Below are 14,383 nucleotides of genomic sequence, written 5' to 3' on the forward strand. Positions count from 1 at the left end.
ACAAGGTGAAGAGATGCGTTGGCACTACATTCCGGTATTGATGCTTCTGCTGGCGTTCCTGGCCATGCCGGGCGCGGCGCAGGGCGTTAAATACCTCTACGGGAGTCCAGATCTATCAGCAACGATTGCCGGTACGAATGAGTTCGCACCGGGCGCTGAGACCGGTCTGACCGTTGTCATATCAAACAGCGGCCTGAATACTCACAAGATCGTCGGATCATCACTCGTCACCCCCGATGATCAGCCGAATACTGCAAAACTGGTCACTGCAGCGCTCAAGAGCGGGGATGCCCCATTCACCATCAAGACCGATCCGCAGTTCTTAAGCGACATCAGGGGCGGCGCCGCCGCGACCGCCACCTTCAACGTGAAGGTGAAAGACTCTGCAGAGCCGGGCACCTACGTGCTGCCCCTTGAGTTGACCTACACGTATCTGCGCGAGGCGGAAGAGTACGGAAGCGACCTTCTCCGGTACAATTACCAGAAGAAGACCGTGACCCTGCCACTTGAGGTGCGGGTGACACCCGATCTCCAGGTCGAGGTCCTCGATATACGCACCGAGTCGCTGAATGTCGGCACGGAGGGCTACGTCTACCTGACCCTGCGGAACGCCGGGCACGATACTGCGAACAACGCTATCGCGAAGATCACAAGAAACGGCGCAAGCCCGCTCATTCCCACCGACGGCAGCGCTTATATCGGGAGGTTCGAGCCCGGAGATACGGTTGATGTAAAGTTCAAGGTATCGGTCGCAAACAGCGCCGAACCGCAGTCCTATCCGCTCGATGTCGCGGTCACCTACGAGGACTACGAAGGGGACACCGTAACCTCCCGGTCGACAACGATCGGTCTGCCCGTCGGCGGCAAGATCGCCTTTGAGATAGTCTCACCGAAATTGACCCTCAGTCCGGGCAGCAAGGGAGTCCTCGAGGTTACGTACAAGAACACCGGAGACGCACCGGTCTACAACGCACAGGCCCGGATCAGTGCCGTCGATCCTTTCACCAGCAGTGACGACACCGCCTACCTCGGCGACCTTGCCCCGGGTGAGACCGCGACGGCACGGTTCGAGGTGAACATCGATGGTGACGCCACCGTGAAAGAGTACGGTATCGACTCCGAGATCCGTTACCGCGACGCTCTCGACAACAGCAAGATCTCGGACACCATGAAGGTGACCGTCGCGCTCAAACCGCGGGAAGGCACTATATTTACAAATCCGGTCTTCCTGATCGTTATTGCGGCTGTCATCATCGGAGCTGGGTATTATATATTTGTGTACCGTAAGAAGAGGTGATGAACGGGTACTGGAACGGGCCTAAACCGGAGCCGCAGGTGAGAACGATCGAAGAGATGCGAGAGGTTCTTGCTGACCCCGGCTGCACCTCCGATCAACCCCTCTATTTTATGTACCGGGATCTCGCCAGAAACGAGAGCGATCGGGAGTGGCTCCGGCAGCACCACGTCCGTTACGATATCACCGTCATTCCTGCCCGGACCCTCTGCGGGGAATATGTCAAGACAAAGGGGCACTACCATACCGAGAACCCTGCAGGGGCACCTTACCCGGAGATCTACGAGGTGCTTTTGGGGACCGGGCACTTCCTCCTCCAGACCAGGAACGCCGACGATGTGGTGATGATCGAGGGCACCCCCGGTGACAAGATCCTGATCCCGCCGGGATACGGCCATGTGACCATCAATCCGGGGACGGAGGATCTCGTGATGGCAAACCTCGTCTCATCGGAGTTCGCAAGCGACTACGGTCCCTATGCAGACCTGCAGGGCGCCGCCTACTACGAGATGGAGGGTGGAGCGCTCGTGAAGAACCCGCGCTATCCCGATGCTCCCCCGGTGCGTTACTGCAGCCCGGTGGAGGTCCCTGATCTTGGGATCGAGAAGGGAGTCGGGCTCTACGACCTGATCGGGCGGCCCCGGTCGGTCGCGTTCTTAAACCACCCCGAGCAGTTTGCGGAGATCTTCGCCGACGTGACCGGCGGATGCCTGGTGATGAGGTAGAGGGAAAACGGACGGTTTTCCCATCCTCCATTAATCCAATTTAGTTGCCGCCCGGAGATCCCAGATGTTCTGGATTTGAGAATAGTGCTCTGAGTGATGTTCTTCAGTTTTAGGATTGTTAAGCCTGGTAGTACATTTACATCTCAAATTTGACCCCTTTGACGACATGATGAACCCCGTGCACGGATTTCATGGGGATATCACAAATGGGGGTGGGGTTTCAGGGGAGGGGGGAGCATCCCCCCTCCCCTGTCCCCTCCCCCCTAGAATGCGATGCCCCCACGGTCCAGTTTACGGTGTTTTATATCGCTATCCGCTCATTCCACCCTTACACTCAAGGCCCATCTCTATGGAGACACACTTAATCTTCATCAGGCCCCTTTGATCGGAATCCCCGAACCTCCTCAATCACCTGGCACACCCGGCAGATCCTCCCGCCGGAGAGCTCCCCGCACCTCTCGCATCTACGAAGCCCTTCGCCGTCACCACACCCCGGCTCCCGGAGGGCCTCGCCGAGGTTCACGAGCGAGTATTTCGTCGCCGGGTGCCGGGAGGTGTACTCATCGAGGATCCTGCGGGCGTCACCCTGCAGGGCGCCGACCGCGTAGGGGCATTCTGCAAGGTCGAACCCCTCAACGTTGAGGGAGGCATACAGCGCCACCTCGCTCCCCGGGATGCACATGAACGGCTTGATCCGGGGTACCATCCCCTCGACCTCCTGAACCGGGTGGATGAGCCGATCCGCATCGCCCCGGAGGACGCTCGTCAGGACCGACCGGGCCCCGTCGTCCAGGTTGAACCCGTAGGCGAACTTCGTAACCCCATGTTCGCAGGCGATCCGGTTCATCAGCGCCTGACGGAGCACGCCGCAGTAGGAGCAGGCGAGTTCGGCTCCTTTCCGGCCCACAATCTCATCGAGCGTGATCCCGTACTCTTTGGCGAACGAAGCCGTCACCCAGGGAACGCCGAGGCTGTCTGCAATCGCCCGGGCCCGGCGCGGCTCGCGGTAGCCTCTGATCCCTTCATCCACGGTGATGGCCATCAACCGGATATCCCGGCGTTCGCGAAGGAGCCGGCTGAGGAAATAGAGGAGGGCGCTTGAGTCCCCATCCCCCGAGAGCGCCACCGCTACCGTATCGCCGGATTGGATCCATCGGTGCTCCCGGATCGCCCGCTTCGCCTTCGCCTCAAAATCGCGATTGAAGTGCTGTTCACAGAGGTGCAGCCCCGAGTAGCGCTGGTATATGATTGCTTCGCGGCGACACTTGCTGCACTTCATCTTCTCTCGATCATGCTTTTATCACCAGCCCACATAAATGGTGTAGAAGATGCCTGTTCCTGCAGAATACGTGCGATCCTTACACGCTTACGAACTCCGGATCCTGCTCGCCCTCGAACGCCTCATGCGCCGGTACCGATGGGTGCCTCTCGAGGTGCTCAAGTCGGCCACCAAGTTCTCGGAGTCGGAACTCTCCTACCGCCTGGGCAGGCTGATGGCCATGGATATGGTCAGGTACGAAAAGGTTCCCTACGAAGGCTATGCCCTTGTCTTCAACGGCTACGACACCCTGGCCCTCCACACCCTCACCCGCCGGGGCACCATCCAGGCGCTCGGAACCCTGATCGGCGTCGGGAAAGAGTCGGAGGTCTACGAGGCAATGGGGCTTGGAGTCGTCGTGCTGAAGTTCCATCGGGTCGGGCAGCGGTCGTTCCAGGCGGCCCGCTTAAAACGCGGCTACATGCCAGAGGGGGGGCACTGCCCCTGGATATTCGCATCGAGCAACTCGGCGAAGATGGAGTACGACGCGCTCAAGATCCTCCACCCCGCCGTCTCGGTCCCCCTTCCCATCGACCAGAACCGGCACGTCGTGGCGATGTCGTTCGTCCCCGGAATCAACCTCTCGCGGGCAGAACTCGCAGAACCGGAAGTGATCCTCGATCGGATCCTCGATAACATCCACAAGGCTTACCGCCTCGGCATCATCCACGGCGACCTGAGTGAGTTCAACATCATGGTCGACGAAGGCCAGTGCTGGCTGATCGATTGGCCGCAGTGGGTAGAGGTAACCCATCCGAACGCCGGCGAGATCCTCAACCGGGACATCGCAAACATCCTCCAGTACTTCAAGCGAAAATACGGCCTCGATTACGCCTTTGACGAAGCGCTGGCAAGGGTGGTGGAGTGAAGGTCTTCGGGATCGACGTCATCAAAGGTTCTGTTCGCTCCCGTACCCGGCGGCCCGTCTATGCTCTTGCCCGTGTGGAAGACGGAGAGATTTTAGACGTCGAGGAGGTCACCGGGTTCCGGCTCCAGCGCCTCCTCGCCGCCGAAAAGCCCGATATCCTCGCCGTCGACAGCATCCAGGAGATCGCCGCCGACCGGAACGAACTCTACGCCTTCCTGCAGGCGCTCCCGCCGGCAACAAAACTCGTCCAGGTGACCGGCGGCGAGCGCACAGAGAGCCTCGGTAAGGTCGCGGCCCGCTACAACATCAGTTTCAACAAATTCGACCCATACGCCGAGGCCCGGACCACCGCCCGGGTGGCCGCCCTTGGAGCGGGCGTCGAGGTGATCGCGTTTGAGAACACCACCGATATCGTCGTCAGCAGGCATCGCTCGCCCGGTCGGGGCGGATGGAGCCAGAACCGCTATATCCGCAAGATTCACGGCGGTGTGATGCAGAAGGCCCGCGAGATCGAGGGACAACTTCGCAGTGCCGGGCTCGATTACGAGAAGAAAGAGACGAAGGCTTTCGGTGGATATTCCAGGGTGGCCTTCCGGGTCAAAGCCCCGCGGGAGATGGTCCCGGTCCACTCCTCACGGGGCGCTGACGTTCAGGTCCGGGTGACGGGGAAGGAACTTGACCGGATACGCTTCGAGCCGCTCTCCAGCAGGCCCCGCTACCTGATCGTCGGACTCGACCCGGGAACAACCACCGGGATCGCCGCAGTGGACCTCGACGGGAACCTGGTCCTCCTCACGAGTTCGCGGCAGATGACGATGTCCGATATCATCGAGGAACTTTATCACGCTGGAAAACCGCTTATCATCGCTTCAGACGTCCACGAGATGCCCTACTCGGTTGAGAAGATCCGTCGGGCGTTCAACGCGATCCCCTACACACCAAAACAGTCCCTCTCGGTTGAGGCAAAGTACGACCTCACTGCATCGTTCACGTACATGAACGACCACGAGCGCGACGCTCTCTCGGCGGCGCTGGACGCCTACCGGAGCCTTCAGAACAAGTTCCGCAACATCGTAAAGAGGGTGCAGCCGGGAGTCGACCTTGATGAGGTGAGGGCACGGGTGCTCCGGGGCCAGCCGCTCGATGCGGTGCTTGCGGACCTGCAGGGAGCGCCCGCCCGGCCGAAGGAGGAGGAACCTGCCGCCCCCATCCCGGAGCGGCCGATCGAGGACGAGCGTGTGATGGCGCTCGACGGGATGGTGAAGCGGCTTCGCAGTTACGTGCAGGAACTAGAGGAAGAGATCCGGGAGCGCGACCGCGAGATAGATCGACTGCGACAGGATCTGCGGCGAGCACGCTCCGCAACGGAGCGAAAGATCCGACGGGATGCGGAGCTGGCAACGAAAGATGCAACCATCGAGAGCCTGCGTGAGCAACTCCGCGGTGAACGGCGGCGGTCTCGCCAGCTGAAGAAGCGCCTGGAGCGGATGCGGAAGGTCGAAAAGATCGAGATCTCGGAGGGCTATACCCCGCTCAAGGTCCTCGACTCCCTCACCCGGGATGGGGTGCGGAGCCTCCAGGAAGGGGTCGGCATCTCTTCAGGCGACATCCTCTACGTCCCGAGGACCCACGGCTGGGGTCGGGGCGTAGTAAAGGACCTCGCGGAAACGGGGGTGCGGGCGCTGGTCATCAACGGGGAGGGGCCCGACCCGCACCTCGTCCGGGTTGCCCGGGAGGTCAATCTCCCTCTCCTCCCTGCAGAGACCGTCCGACCGAACATCCAGGGCAGGACGGGAGCGGCAAAGACCGATGCCATCGAGGAGGCCATCAGGGAGTGGGAGGAGGAGCAGAAGGAGTTTCGGCGCGAGGAGGAGGCAAAACGCGTTGAGTATCTCTTCAAGGAGTACCGGAGCGAACGTGAAAAGGAGGTGCGTCGAGGTGGATGAACGGGCGCTACACAAAATGATTGGGACGATCATCGATCCAGAGCGGCTTGAGGATGACTGTGCGGTCATCCCCTGCGGCGATGGACGGTTGCTGGTCGCAAGCACCGATATGCTCCATGAGACGACCGATTTTCCGGCCGGGATGACCGACTGGCAGATCGGCTGGATGGCAACGGCCGTCACGCTCTCTGATATCGCGAGCATGGGTGCAAGACCGGGGCAGGTGCTCCTCGCGGTCGGCCTCGACCGCCCGGAACGGCTCCGCGGGATCATGGAGGGGGCACGCGACTGCTGTGCGAGGTTCGGCGCCGAACTCGTGGGAGGGGATCTTGACGCGCACGGTGAACTGACGATCGTGAGCACGGGGCTCGGGACCGTGGAGGCGGCGCAGATCGTCCGGAGACGCGGGGCACGGCCGGGCGATATCATCGCAGTCACCGGGCCGCTCGGGGAGGCGCAGGCGGCTCTCGTCGGCTACGACCGGCACTGGAAGGAACTCCTTGAGCCGCAGCCCCGGGTCCGGGAGGGGATGGCGCTCGCCCGTGCCGGGGTCTCGGCGATGATGGATATCTCCGACGGCCTTGCGCTCTCGCTCTACGATCTTCTCGGCGTGAACGACTGCGGGTTTTCCGTCGATACCGCCCGACTCCCGCTCCCGGCCGGGGTGCCGGAGGATGAAGGGCGGGAACTTGCGCTCTACGGAGGGGGAGACTTCGAGCTCCTCTTCTGCGCCCCGCCGGGGATCCTCCCGGTGGCTGGGGTGGACGTCCACGTCATCGGGGAAGTCATCAGGGAGAGGGTGGTCCTCGCCGATGGCGAGCCGCTCGAACGCCGGGGCTACCTGCACGAGTGGGGCGGCTAGGAGGGCGAGGGGGGCGCCCTTACCCCCATCCGCCGCCACTCCCAGAAGATATATGCAAGGGCCAGGACCGCGAAGAGGAAGACCGACCCCTCGGTCACCAGGAGCCCCTGCATCGGGAGAAGGTAGACGGCGGCGGCGTCCACGGCGGTATGCCAGAGGATGGCAAGGGCAAGGAGCGCTTTTTTACCATAGATGACGGCGGCAAGCACCATCAGCGACCAGGCGATATGCAGCGTGATCGTCATCATCCGTTCGGCGAGGCCCGGGAGGATATCGAGCGGGGTGAGAGCCTGCACGGCCTCGATCTCCGCCTGGGTGGCGGGGTCGTCGGGCAGGGGGATCGCCCCCGGATCACCGGTGAGGACGATGTAGGTGAGCATGCCTGCAAGGACGACCAGCGCGACGATCATACTCTCAACACCGCCCCACCCCGTTCCGAAGAGGAGACCGTTCTCACGGGTGAGGGGGATGTTCTGCCGCGAGAAGATGTAGCGGTAGACGAGGTAGCGGCCGATCTCCTCAAAGAGGCCGGCCATCAGCCCGAGGTAGAGAGCAAGACCGGCAAGCGCCGCCGTCGTTCCAGACGGCAGAAGGGCGAGATAGAGCGGGTTCTGTGTTGCAAGGACGAGCGGCGCGTGAAAGATCTGCACGACGATGAAGAAGATGGCGCCAAGCCCAAAGACCCGCCACGATAGACCGAATTTCCTGATAAACCAGTAACCCAGTGCGAGCGGAACGATGATCTCGAGCAGGGCAACGATGGCGAACGTGGCGACTACAAGCGGGTCCATGTGTGAGATTATTTTGACTAATTATATAATTATTCTCGCTGCATAGTGAGAACAGGATTTTATCGCCATGACCACGGCTCACCCGCATGCAGTCCCGGGAGACACGAGCATTCCAGATGGTCGGTTCTCAAACAACTTCGACTTCCTGCGCTTCGCAGCAGCGCTGGCGGTCGTTGCCGCGCATGCCTACGCCCTCAGGCTCGGCTACATCGGCATAGGAATGCATGACCCGATCATACTCATGGGGCAGGCGGGACTTGCCGCCCTTCTTACCACCAGCGGCTACCTGATTACAGCGAGCTGGGAGTCGACCGCATCGCCGCTCCGGTTCGCCTGGAAACGGTTTCTCCGTGTCGTGCCCGGCCTCATCCCCGCAATCCTCATCACGCTCTTTCTCATCGGCCCGGTGATGACCTCGCTTTCGTTAGGAGAGTACTTTTCTGCCCTCTTCTCCCCGGCCGGGATTGCCGCAGTCCCGTTCTTTGAGAACGGGTCGACGATCGGCCTCTTCTCGGAGAACCCCTGGACCTACGTCAACGGCTCGCTCTGGACGATCCCTCTTGAGGTCGCCATGTATGGGGTCGTCGCAGCCCTCGGGATCGCCGGGCTCCTGCACCGGTGGGGCGCCATCCCTGCCCTTGCCGCCGGAAACGTCCTCCTCTGGATGGTCTGGTTCGACGACCCGCGGATGTCGAAGATCCGGTTCGCCCTCTACTTCCTCATCGGGGCCTGGCTCTACCTTCACCGGGAGCGGATCCCCTACCGGCCGACCGTCGCCGGGGGACTGCTCCTGCTGCTCGGGCTCTCGGCGCTGACACCCTACCCGACCGTCGCCGGAGTGATCGCCATCCCGTATCTGACGATCTATGCTGCACACCTCCCGCTCCCGTTCCTCAACACCTTCGGAAAGCCCGGAGACTTCTCCTACGGCATCTACATCTACCATTACCCGATCCAGCAGACGATCATCCAGGCCACGGCAAACACTCTAACCCTTCCGGCGCTCTGCGGGGTCTCGTTTGCAGTGACGTTTCTTCTTGCGTTCCTCTCCTGGCATCTTGTCGAGAAACGAGCTCTTGCGGCAAAGAACCTCAGCGCCGCCGACCTATCAAGGCTGTTCGGGCTGCCGGCTCTCCCGGAGCCCATCACCCGGTGGTGGGCCGCCCGGAAGTGACGGACGCGGGGATCTCGAAGGTGATCACCTCCGGCCCACTGAATGGATGAGACTCCACCGGCTGGGTCCAATTCTGTGGAACGAACCCAATTTCGAAACAGTTTTAGAACCCATCCAAGAAAGTAGAACTATCCAGGGAATACTCTCCCGCGGAAGGGCAGACCATGAGGAGAACAGCAATAATCATCGCCATGCTCGCTATCATGATCCCGGTGGTGACCGGGGCGGAGGCTACCTACCACGACGTACCGACAGGGAGCACCGTCAACGACGTCGCAATCGCGGCAGACGGCGGGTATATGATCGCCGGGACGGATGAGGGGAGGATCATCTGCATCCAGCAGGACGGCACGGTCCTCTGGAACGTGAGCACAGGGAGCGCCGTAACCACGGTCGATATTGCGGATAGCAGGGGTTACGTTGCCGCCGGGACCGACAGGGGCGATGTGATCCTTCTAGGCAGGAACGGCGAATACTACTGGACCCGAAGCATCGCAGGACCGGTCCGCGACCTTGCCTTCTCCGGGGACGGCCGGGCTCTCGCGGTGGGAGGAGAACGCATCGCCCTCTACGACTATCAGGGCAAAGAGAACTGGAACTTCTCGACGGTAGCCGCCCCACCCGCCGCGCCCCAAACCATAGTCTCCGTCGCCATCACGCAGGACGGCAACTACATCGCAGCCGGGAGCGATAACGGGGTCATCTACTTCATCGGCAAACGAGGGAACATGATCTGGCAGTCGCTCGCCCGGGGCCCGGTCACCGCGGTCGATACCAACCGTGACGGGTCGCTCATTGCGGTCGGAAGCCGGGACCGCGCTCTTCAGGTCTATGGACGGCCGGGGATGCTCTCATGGGTGATGCCTACCGGAGCGTCGATCCTCGCCCTGGCTCTCTCGGAGGACGGACGGTTCATAGTTGTCGGCAAGGAGGGAGGGGATGTGGAGTGCTACCGACCGGACGAGGGGCTCCTCTGGAGGGATCGGATCGGAGGCGACGTCGTCACCGTTGATGTATCCCGCCGGGGCGAGGCTGCAGCAGCAGGGACCGCCGACGGGACCATCCGCCTCTTTGGAGGTGAGAGTGCTATGCGCTGGTCATTCGGCGCCGGGGCTCCTGTTCGGGCGGTTGCCCTCTCGGAGAACGGAGATTACCTTGCTGCGGGTGCGGGCGATCGGGCCCTCATCTTCCGGACCGCCGATCCTCCGATGCCGGCGAGATTGGAGGATCCCGAGAGCACCACCCCGAGACCCACCCCGACCCTGGCGGGCGGAGAGGGGGCAATCGTCGGGCTTCTTGCCATAGGGGCGGCCGGGGCCGCGTGCCGCCTCCGGCGCCGGTGATCCGGGGGCGACATCCCCACCGGCATCTATTTTATACCTCAAGGCTTGAACCCCGTCCGGGCGATCAGAAGGTAGACACCGGATCGTCCGGGAGCGATGCAGATGGCAGAAGATCGGAGAAGGAAGCGGGACGAGGGACCAGCCGAAGAGGAGCCATTCGAGGACAGAGGGACCGATATCGTCTACAGCCCGGTTCCAGCTGAACTCGGCGATGAGGGGAGAAAACCCAGTCATCCACCAGGGGCGCCCGAGACGCCAACGCCGCGGGCGGAGCACGAGACCTCAAAGAAGGGCGAAGAGCGGATCGCGCGCCAGCAGGTGGAGGGGGATGAGGAGGAATGAGGAGACGCTGAGCGAAAGGGCTACATCAAAGAGGCTATGCCGTTCTCAACCGAAGGGGCTCCGCCCCTCTCGACACCCCCGGCGACCTGCGGTCACCTATTGGCATGTCGTGTAGTGGAACAATGATGGCTTTTAAAACGTGTTATTAAGCAGAAAGAGAAGTGGACTCGGCGGGATTTGAACCCGCGGCCTTTGCGTTGCGAACGCAACGATCTACCCCTGATCTACGAGCCCAAGGGTGTGGGGTGATATGAGATCAGAGTATGATCTCGACATCTAATTTTTCTGCCAGTTCCTTATATCTGTTCCTGATCGTGACCTCTGTCACACCTGCAACTTCGGCGACTTCCCGCTGGGTGCGCCGCTCTCCACCGAGGATCGAGGAGATGTAAATGGCGGCCGCAGCGACGCCCGTTGGGCCTCTGCCGCTCGTAAGTTCGCGCTCTCCGGCCTGCCTGAGGATCTCGACCGCACGGCTCTGAACCTCACCCTTCAGATTGAGGCCCGAGCAGAAGCGCGGCACGTAATCGATCGGGGACGTCGGCAGGAGTTTTAACCCGAGCTCGCGCGAGATGAACCGGTAGGTGCGCCCGATCTCCTTCCTTGATACCCGCGAGACCTCCGCGATCTCATCAAGGGTTCTCGGCACGCTGCACTGCCGGCACGCAGCATAGAGCGCTGCCGCGGCAACACCCTCAATGCTCCGGCCGCGGATCAGGTTCTTGTCCACAGCGTCGCGGTAGACCACCGCGGCGGTCTCGCGCACGTTCCGGGGCAGACCGAGCGCAGACGCCATCCGGTCCAATTCCGAGAGCGCGAACGCCAGGTTCCGCTCGGTGGCGTTCGAGACACGGATACGCCGCTGCCACTTCCGGAGCCGGTAGAGCTGAGCACGGTTCTTGCTCGAGATCGCACGACCGTAGGAGTCACGGTTCCTCCAGTCGATCATCGTCGAGAGACCCTTGTCGTGGATCGTGAACGTCATCGGAGCGCCGACACGGGAACGCTTCATCCGCTGGTCATGGTCGAAAGCACGCCACTCGGGACCACGGTCGATGAACTCCTCATCAAGGACGAGACCGCAGTTCTGGCATACGAGTTCAGCACGCTCGTAGTCATGGACGAGCTGGCGGCTGCCGCACTCGGGGCAGACAGACTGAACGCTCTCTTCAGTGCGCTTCTGCTCGGTCTCCTTGACCTTCTGCTGCTCCCCTCTCTTCTTCAGAGCTTCACGCTGCAACTGCAGCTGTTTCAATTTTTCTACTTCTGCCATTGCTTATACTCCTATTTTGCAAAGATCTTCTCGCCAACCTGCACCGAACAGCCATTATGGCAGAGGACTACGGCATAGGGAGATGATATATTACCGAAGATGTCAACAACTGTCCCAATCGGTTTTAATCGGCGATCCAAAGCCTCACTGTAGAGGGGGGGCAATTGTGCTGCATCACATCGCAAGATTAACAAGCGATCACTGCAAACACTTACAGAACGACCGATTAACCGCAAACTGCAACCTCTAGAGGATTCTATAGACGGATGTATTTAGTAACGTATATATATTGAACATAGAAGTATAAAAACATTTTGCTAAATTATAAATACCCCTTCTCATTTCAGGATAGCGGAGGCTATATCCAGGGAAAGAACTTTACGCGATTCTGCGTCCGTCAGCCCGCTTCCAAGAGCCACTGCCCACCGCGCTTCCTCCGTCATCAGATCGGACGGGGCATGCGTATCGGAATCGACCACAAGGGAACAGCCGGTCTCCCGCGCCACCCGCACCACGTGGCCGTTGGTCCGGTTATGCCCCGCCCGTGAGGTGATCTCCAGCGCCATTCCGCGCTCCGCTGCAATCCGTGCATCCTCGACCGTAATAAGGCCGGGATGGGCGAGCACGTCCACGTACTCGCACGTGCAGGCGGCGTGATTGGTCCCGGGAGGCACCGGCTCCACGACCGTCTCGCCGTGGACTAAAACGATATCGGCACCACGCCGTTTTGCGTCGCGCGCGAGCAACGGGATCAGAGGCGGGGGGACATGGGTGAGCTCCACCCCGACGAGGAGGTTCACACCGTAATGCTGCGCAGAATCCCGGACCTCTGCAACCGACTCAACCAGGCGCCCAAGGTTGGAGGCATCCGCATGGTCGGTGATGGCAAGGGTATCGTAGCCGAGCACGGCAGCTCGCCGGATAAGTTCCGACGGAAGGAGTTCACCGTCGGAGAAGACGGTATGGGTGTGCAGATCGTACATCCCGGTCACTTCCGGTCGGCAAGACTCCGGGCAACCTTCTGGATAAGGTCTTCTTTGCTTCCTTCCCACTCCACGACGATCCGGCCCTCGCGCTCCGCCCAGCGGGCGGGATGGTGGTGCTCCTCCACACGATACGGGACCTTCATCCTCTGCAACGCCGCCTCTATGGCAGGGAGTTCCGGTGACTTCACGCCGAGATTTTTGGGGACGCGACGTCCTTCCCGTCGCTTAAGCGAGGTATCAAAATAACAGGGGTACAGGATGCGTTCCGCGCTCATTACTGTAGGTTTTGAGTGTTAACCTATAAACAGATCATGATCACAATACTATACCATGCACCATATCGACGTCCATGTGGAGAAGGACATCTACGACGTCAACAACCGCATTGCTGACGCCAACGCAAACCTTCTCAAGGAACACGGAGTTCGGGCGTTCGACCTCCTCGGCGCGATCGGATCCGGAAAGACCGCCACGATCGAGCGGCTCGCACCCCTGATCCAGGAGCGAGGACTCCGCGTCGGCGCTATTGCCGGGGATGTCTACGGGGACGATGACTACAAGAGAATTGTTGCCCTCAAGATCCCGGCTTACAACGCGAATACCGGAAAGGAGTGCCACCTCGACGCCCACCTGGTTGAGCATGCCCTCGAGCACCTTCCGCTCGACGAGATTGATATCCTCTTCATCGAGAATGTGGGCAACATGGTCTGTCCGACCGACTTCCGGCTGGGTGCCGAGAAGCGGATCGTCGTCGTCAGTTCCACCGAAGGGGACGACGTAGTAAACAAACACCCGATGATGTTTCGGAGCAGCAATATCGGTGTCATCAACAAGATTGACCTCGCTCCGCTCATCGGCGCCGATCTCGACCGGATGGAGCGGGACATGCACCGCTATAACCCGGAGATGCAGGTCTTCCGCACAAACATGAAGACCGGGGAAGGATTAAACGAACTCCTGGATGCGATCCTCGCCTGATCAGCAGAATTAAATATATACGTCTCGAATAGTTATAGCACTTTAACGAGAGATTGCTATCCCTTGAGGGTACCGCGTCCTCAATATAGTATTTCGGTGGTCACATGCAGTGGCAAGGAAGATCAGTTAGGAAGCCGTCGGGTGGACGCTATCACACCTCCCAGGGCAAGAAGAGAGCGGAGATCGGAAGAGCTCCCGCAGAGACGCACGTCGGTGAAGAACGCAAGAAGATCATCCGCACCTACGGGGGCAACCGGAAGGTCCGGGCTCTTCGGATAAACTACGCGACGGTCGCGAACCCCAAAACCGGCGAGACCCGTAAGGCGCAGATTGAGACGGTCGAGGCGAACAGCGCAAACCCGAACTACGTCAGGCGGAACCTCCTGACAAAGGGCGCAATCATCAAGACTGATATGGGACGCGCCCGGATCGTCAGCAGACCGAGCCAGGACGGTGTCGTTAACGCCGTCCTGATCGAATAAC

General features: G+C 60.8%; 15 protein-coding genes and 1 tRNA gene. 10 read left to right on the top strand and 6 right to left on the bottom strand.

From position 1 onward, the window contains the following. Window positions 1–13 precede the first annotated feature (13 nt). A complete protein-coding gene (locus MCUTH_RS06895; RefSeq protein WP_066957445.1) occupies window positions 14–1,297 on the top strand; it encodes a COG1361 S-layer family protein in 1,284 nt (427 codons plus the stop codon). Continuing rightward, window positions 1,297–2,019 carry a glucose-6-phosphate isomerase family protein gene (locus tag MCUTH_RS06900; RefSeq protein ID WP_066957447.1) on the top strand — a complete coding sequence of 241 codons (723 nt, stop codon included), beginning with the start codon at window positions 1,297–1,299 and terminating at the stop codon, window positions 2,017–2,019. Before MCUTH_RS06895 ends, MCUTH_RS06900 begins: the two co-directional genes overlap by 1 nt. 361 nt (window positions 2,020–2,380) lie before the next feature. On the opposite strand, the gene MCUTH_RS06905 is transcribed toward MCUTH_RS06900, so the two are convergent. Then, window positions 2,381–3,298, bottom strand: coding sequence for a TIGR00269 family protein (locus MCUTH_RS06905; RefSeq protein WP_066957450.1), 918 nt, complete (start codon window positions 3,296–3,298; stop codon window positions 2,381–2,383). A 49-nt stretch (window positions 3,299–3,347) separates the two neighbouring features. Here MCUTH_RS06905 and MCUTH_RS06910 point away from each other — a divergent pair, with 49 nt between their 5' ends. The 3 genes from MCUTH_RS06910 to thiL are packed head-to-tail and all read left to right on the top strand — an operon-like array spanning window position 3,348 to window position 7,013. Further along, window positions 3,348–4,205 carry a serine/threonine-protein kinase RIO2 gene (locus MCUTH_RS06910; RefSeq protein WP_066957452.1) on the top strand — a complete coding sequence of 286 codons (858 nt, stop codon included), beginning with the start codon at window positions 3,348–3,350 and terminating at the stop codon, window positions 4,203–4,205. Beyond that, window positions 4,202–6,151, top strand: a complete 1,950-nt coding sequence (locus MCUTH_RS06915) for a DUF460 domain-containing protein (RefSeq protein ID WP_066957453.1) — start codon at window positions 4,202–4,204, stop codon at window positions 6,149–6,151. Before MCUTH_RS06910 ends, MCUTH_RS06915 begins: the two co-directional genes overlap by 4 nt. Next, complete coding sequence (gene thiL, locus MCUTH_RS06920; RefSeq protein WP_066957455.1) at window positions 6,144–7,013, top strand: thiamine-phosphate kinase; 870 nt, start codon at window positions 6,144–6,146, stop codon at window positions 7,011–7,013. Before MCUTH_RS06915 ends, thiL begins: the two co-directional genes overlap by 8 nt. Here the strand turns inward: thiL and MCUTH_RS06925 are convergent. Further along, window positions 7,010–7,804 (bottom strand): YhfC family intramembrane metalloprotease, encoded by a 795-nt coding sequence (locus tag MCUTH_RS06925; RefSeq protein ID WP_066957457.1) that lies wholly within the window; start codon window positions 7,802–7,804, stop codon window positions 7,010–7,012. The two genes, thiL and MCUTH_RS06925, sit on opposite strands and share 4 nt — an antisense overlap. Window positions 7,805–7,871: 67 nt before the next feature. Here MCUTH_RS06925 and MCUTH_RS06930 point away from each other — a divergent pair, with 67 nt between their 5' ends. From MCUTH_RS06930 to MCUTH_RS06940, 3 genes are all read left to right on the top strand, one after another. Then, window positions 7,872–8,978 carry an acyltransferase family protein gene (locus MCUTH_RS06930; RefSeq protein ID WP_066957460.1) on the top strand — a complete coding sequence of 369 codons (1,107 nt, stop codon included), beginning with the start codon at window positions 7,872–7,874 and terminating at the stop codon, window positions 8,976–8,978. 164 nt (window positions 8,979–9,142) lie between these two features. Further along, window positions 9,143–10,321: a WD40 repeat domain-containing protein gene (locus tag MCUTH_RS06935; protein WP_083524809.1), complete on the top strand. Its 1,179-nt coding sequence runs from the start codon at window positions 9,143–9,145 to the stop codon at window positions 10,319–10,321. Window positions 10,322–10,423: 102 nt separating this feature from the next. Then, window positions 10,424–10,663 (top strand): hypothetical protein, encoded by a 240-nt coding sequence (locus MCUTH_RS06940; RefSeq protein WP_150468714.1) that lies wholly within the window; start codon window positions 10,424–10,426, stop codon window positions 10,661–10,663. A gap of 162 nt (window positions 10,664–10,825) precedes the next feature. On the opposite strand, the gene MCUTH_RS06945 is transcribed toward MCUTH_RS06940, so the two are convergent. The 4 genes from MCUTH_RS06945 to MCUTH_RS06960 all read right to left on the bottom strand — a co-directional run bounded on the left by MCUTH_RS06945 (window position 10,826) and on the right by MCUTH_RS06960 (window position 13,197). Next, a tRNA-Ala gene (locus MCUTH_RS06945) sits at window positions 10,826–10,897 on the bottom strand. A gap of 22 nt (window positions 10,898–10,919) precedes the next feature. Further along, a complete protein-coding gene (locus tag MCUTH_RS06950; RefSeq protein WP_066957466.1) occupies window positions 10,920–11,936 on the bottom strand; it encodes a transcription initiation factor IIB in 1,017 nt (338 codons plus the stop codon). 338 nt (window positions 11,937–12,274) lie between these two features. Continuing rightward, complete coding sequence (locus MCUTH_RS06955; protein WP_066957468.1) at window positions 12,275–12,919, bottom strand: histidinol phosphate phosphatase domain-containing protein; 645 nt, start codon at window positions 12,917–12,919, stop codon at window positions 12,275–12,277. Between the two features lie 5 nt (window positions 12,920–12,924). Continuing rightward, window positions 12,925–13,197 carry a signal recognition particle subunit SRP19/SEC65 family protein gene (locus MCUTH_RS06960; RefSeq protein ID WP_066957470.1) on the bottom strand — a complete coding sequence of 91 codons (273 nt, stop codon included), beginning with the start codon at window positions 13,195–13,197 and terminating at the stop codon, window positions 12,925–12,927. 55 nt (window positions 13,198–13,252) lie between these two features. On the opposite strand from MCUTH_RS06960, the gene hypB reads away from it, so the two are divergent. Both hypB and MCUTH_RS06970 read left to right on the top strand, forming a co-directional pair. Beyond that, entirely contained in the window at window positions 13,253–13,900 is a 648-nt protein-coding gene (gene hypB / locus MCUTH_RS06965) for a hydrogenase nickel incorporation protein HypB (RefSeq protein WP_066957471.1), read from the top strand. 104 nt (window positions 13,901–14,004) lie between these two features. Beyond that, window positions 14,005–14,382 (top strand): 30S ribosomal protein S8e, encoded by a 378-nt coding sequence (locus MCUTH_RS06970; RefSeq protein WP_066957473.1) that lies wholly within the window; start codon window positions 14,005–14,007, stop codon window positions 14,380–14,382. Window position 14,383: the final 1 nt, after the last annotated feature.

The organism is Methanoculleus thermophilus (genome assembly GCF_001571405.1).
Taxonomy (GTDB): domain Archaea; phylum Halobacteriota; class Methanomicrobia; order Methanomicrobiales; family Methanoculleaceae; genus Methanoculleus; species Methanoculleus thermophilus.

Coding starts and splice junctions, on each gene's coding strand:
- MCUTH_RS06895 (WP_066957445.1), top strand. CDS start 14: ATGCGTTGGCACTACATTCCGGTATTGATGCTTCTGCTGGCGTTCCTG.
- MCUTH_RS06900 (WP_066957447.1), top strand. CDS start 1,297: ATGAACGGGTACTGGAACGGGCCTAAACCGGAGCCGCAGGTGAGAACG.
- MCUTH_RS06905 (WP_066957450.1), bottom strand. CDS start 3,298: ATGAAGTGCAGCAAGTGTCGCCGCGAAGCAATCATATACCAGCGCTAC.
- MCUTH_RS06910 (WP_066957452.1), top strand. CDS start 3,348: ATGCCTGTTCCTGCAGAATACGTGCGATCCTTACACGCTTACGAACTC.
- MCUTH_RS06925 (WP_066957457.1), bottom strand. CDS start 7,804: ATGGACCCGCTTGTAGTCGCCACGTTCGCCATCGTTGCCCTGCTCGAG.
- MCUTH_RS06930 (WP_066957460.1), top strand. CDS start 7,872: ATGACCACGGCTCACCCGCATGCAGTCCCGGGAGACACGAGCATTCCA.
- MCUTH_RS06935 (WP_083524809.1), top strand. CDS start 9,143: ATGAGGAGAACAGCAATAATCATCGCCATGCTCGCTATCATGATCCCG.
- MCUTH_RS06940 (WP_150468714.1), top strand. CDS start 10,424: ATGGCAGAAGATCGGAGAAGGAAGCGGGACGAGGGACCAGCCGAAGAG.
- MCUTH_RS06950 (WP_066957466.1), bottom strand. CDS start 11,936: ATGGCAGAAGTAGAAAAATTGAAACAGCTGCAGTTGCAGCGTGAAGCT.
- MCUTH_RS06955 (WP_066957468.1), bottom strand. CDS start 12,919: ATGTACGATCTGCACACCCATACCGTCTTCTCCGACGGTGAACTCCTT.
- MCUTH_RS06960 (WP_066957470.1), bottom strand. CDS start 13,197: ATGAGCGCGGAACGCATCCTGTACCCCTGTTATTTTGATACCTCGCTT.
- hypB (WP_066957471.1), top strand. CDS start 13,253: ATGCACCATATCGACGTCCATGTGGAGAAGGACATCTACGACGTCAAC.
- MCUTH_RS06970 (WP_066957473.1), top strand. CDS start 14,005: ATGCAGTGGCAAGGAAGATCAGTTAGGAAGCCGTCGGGTGGACGCTAT.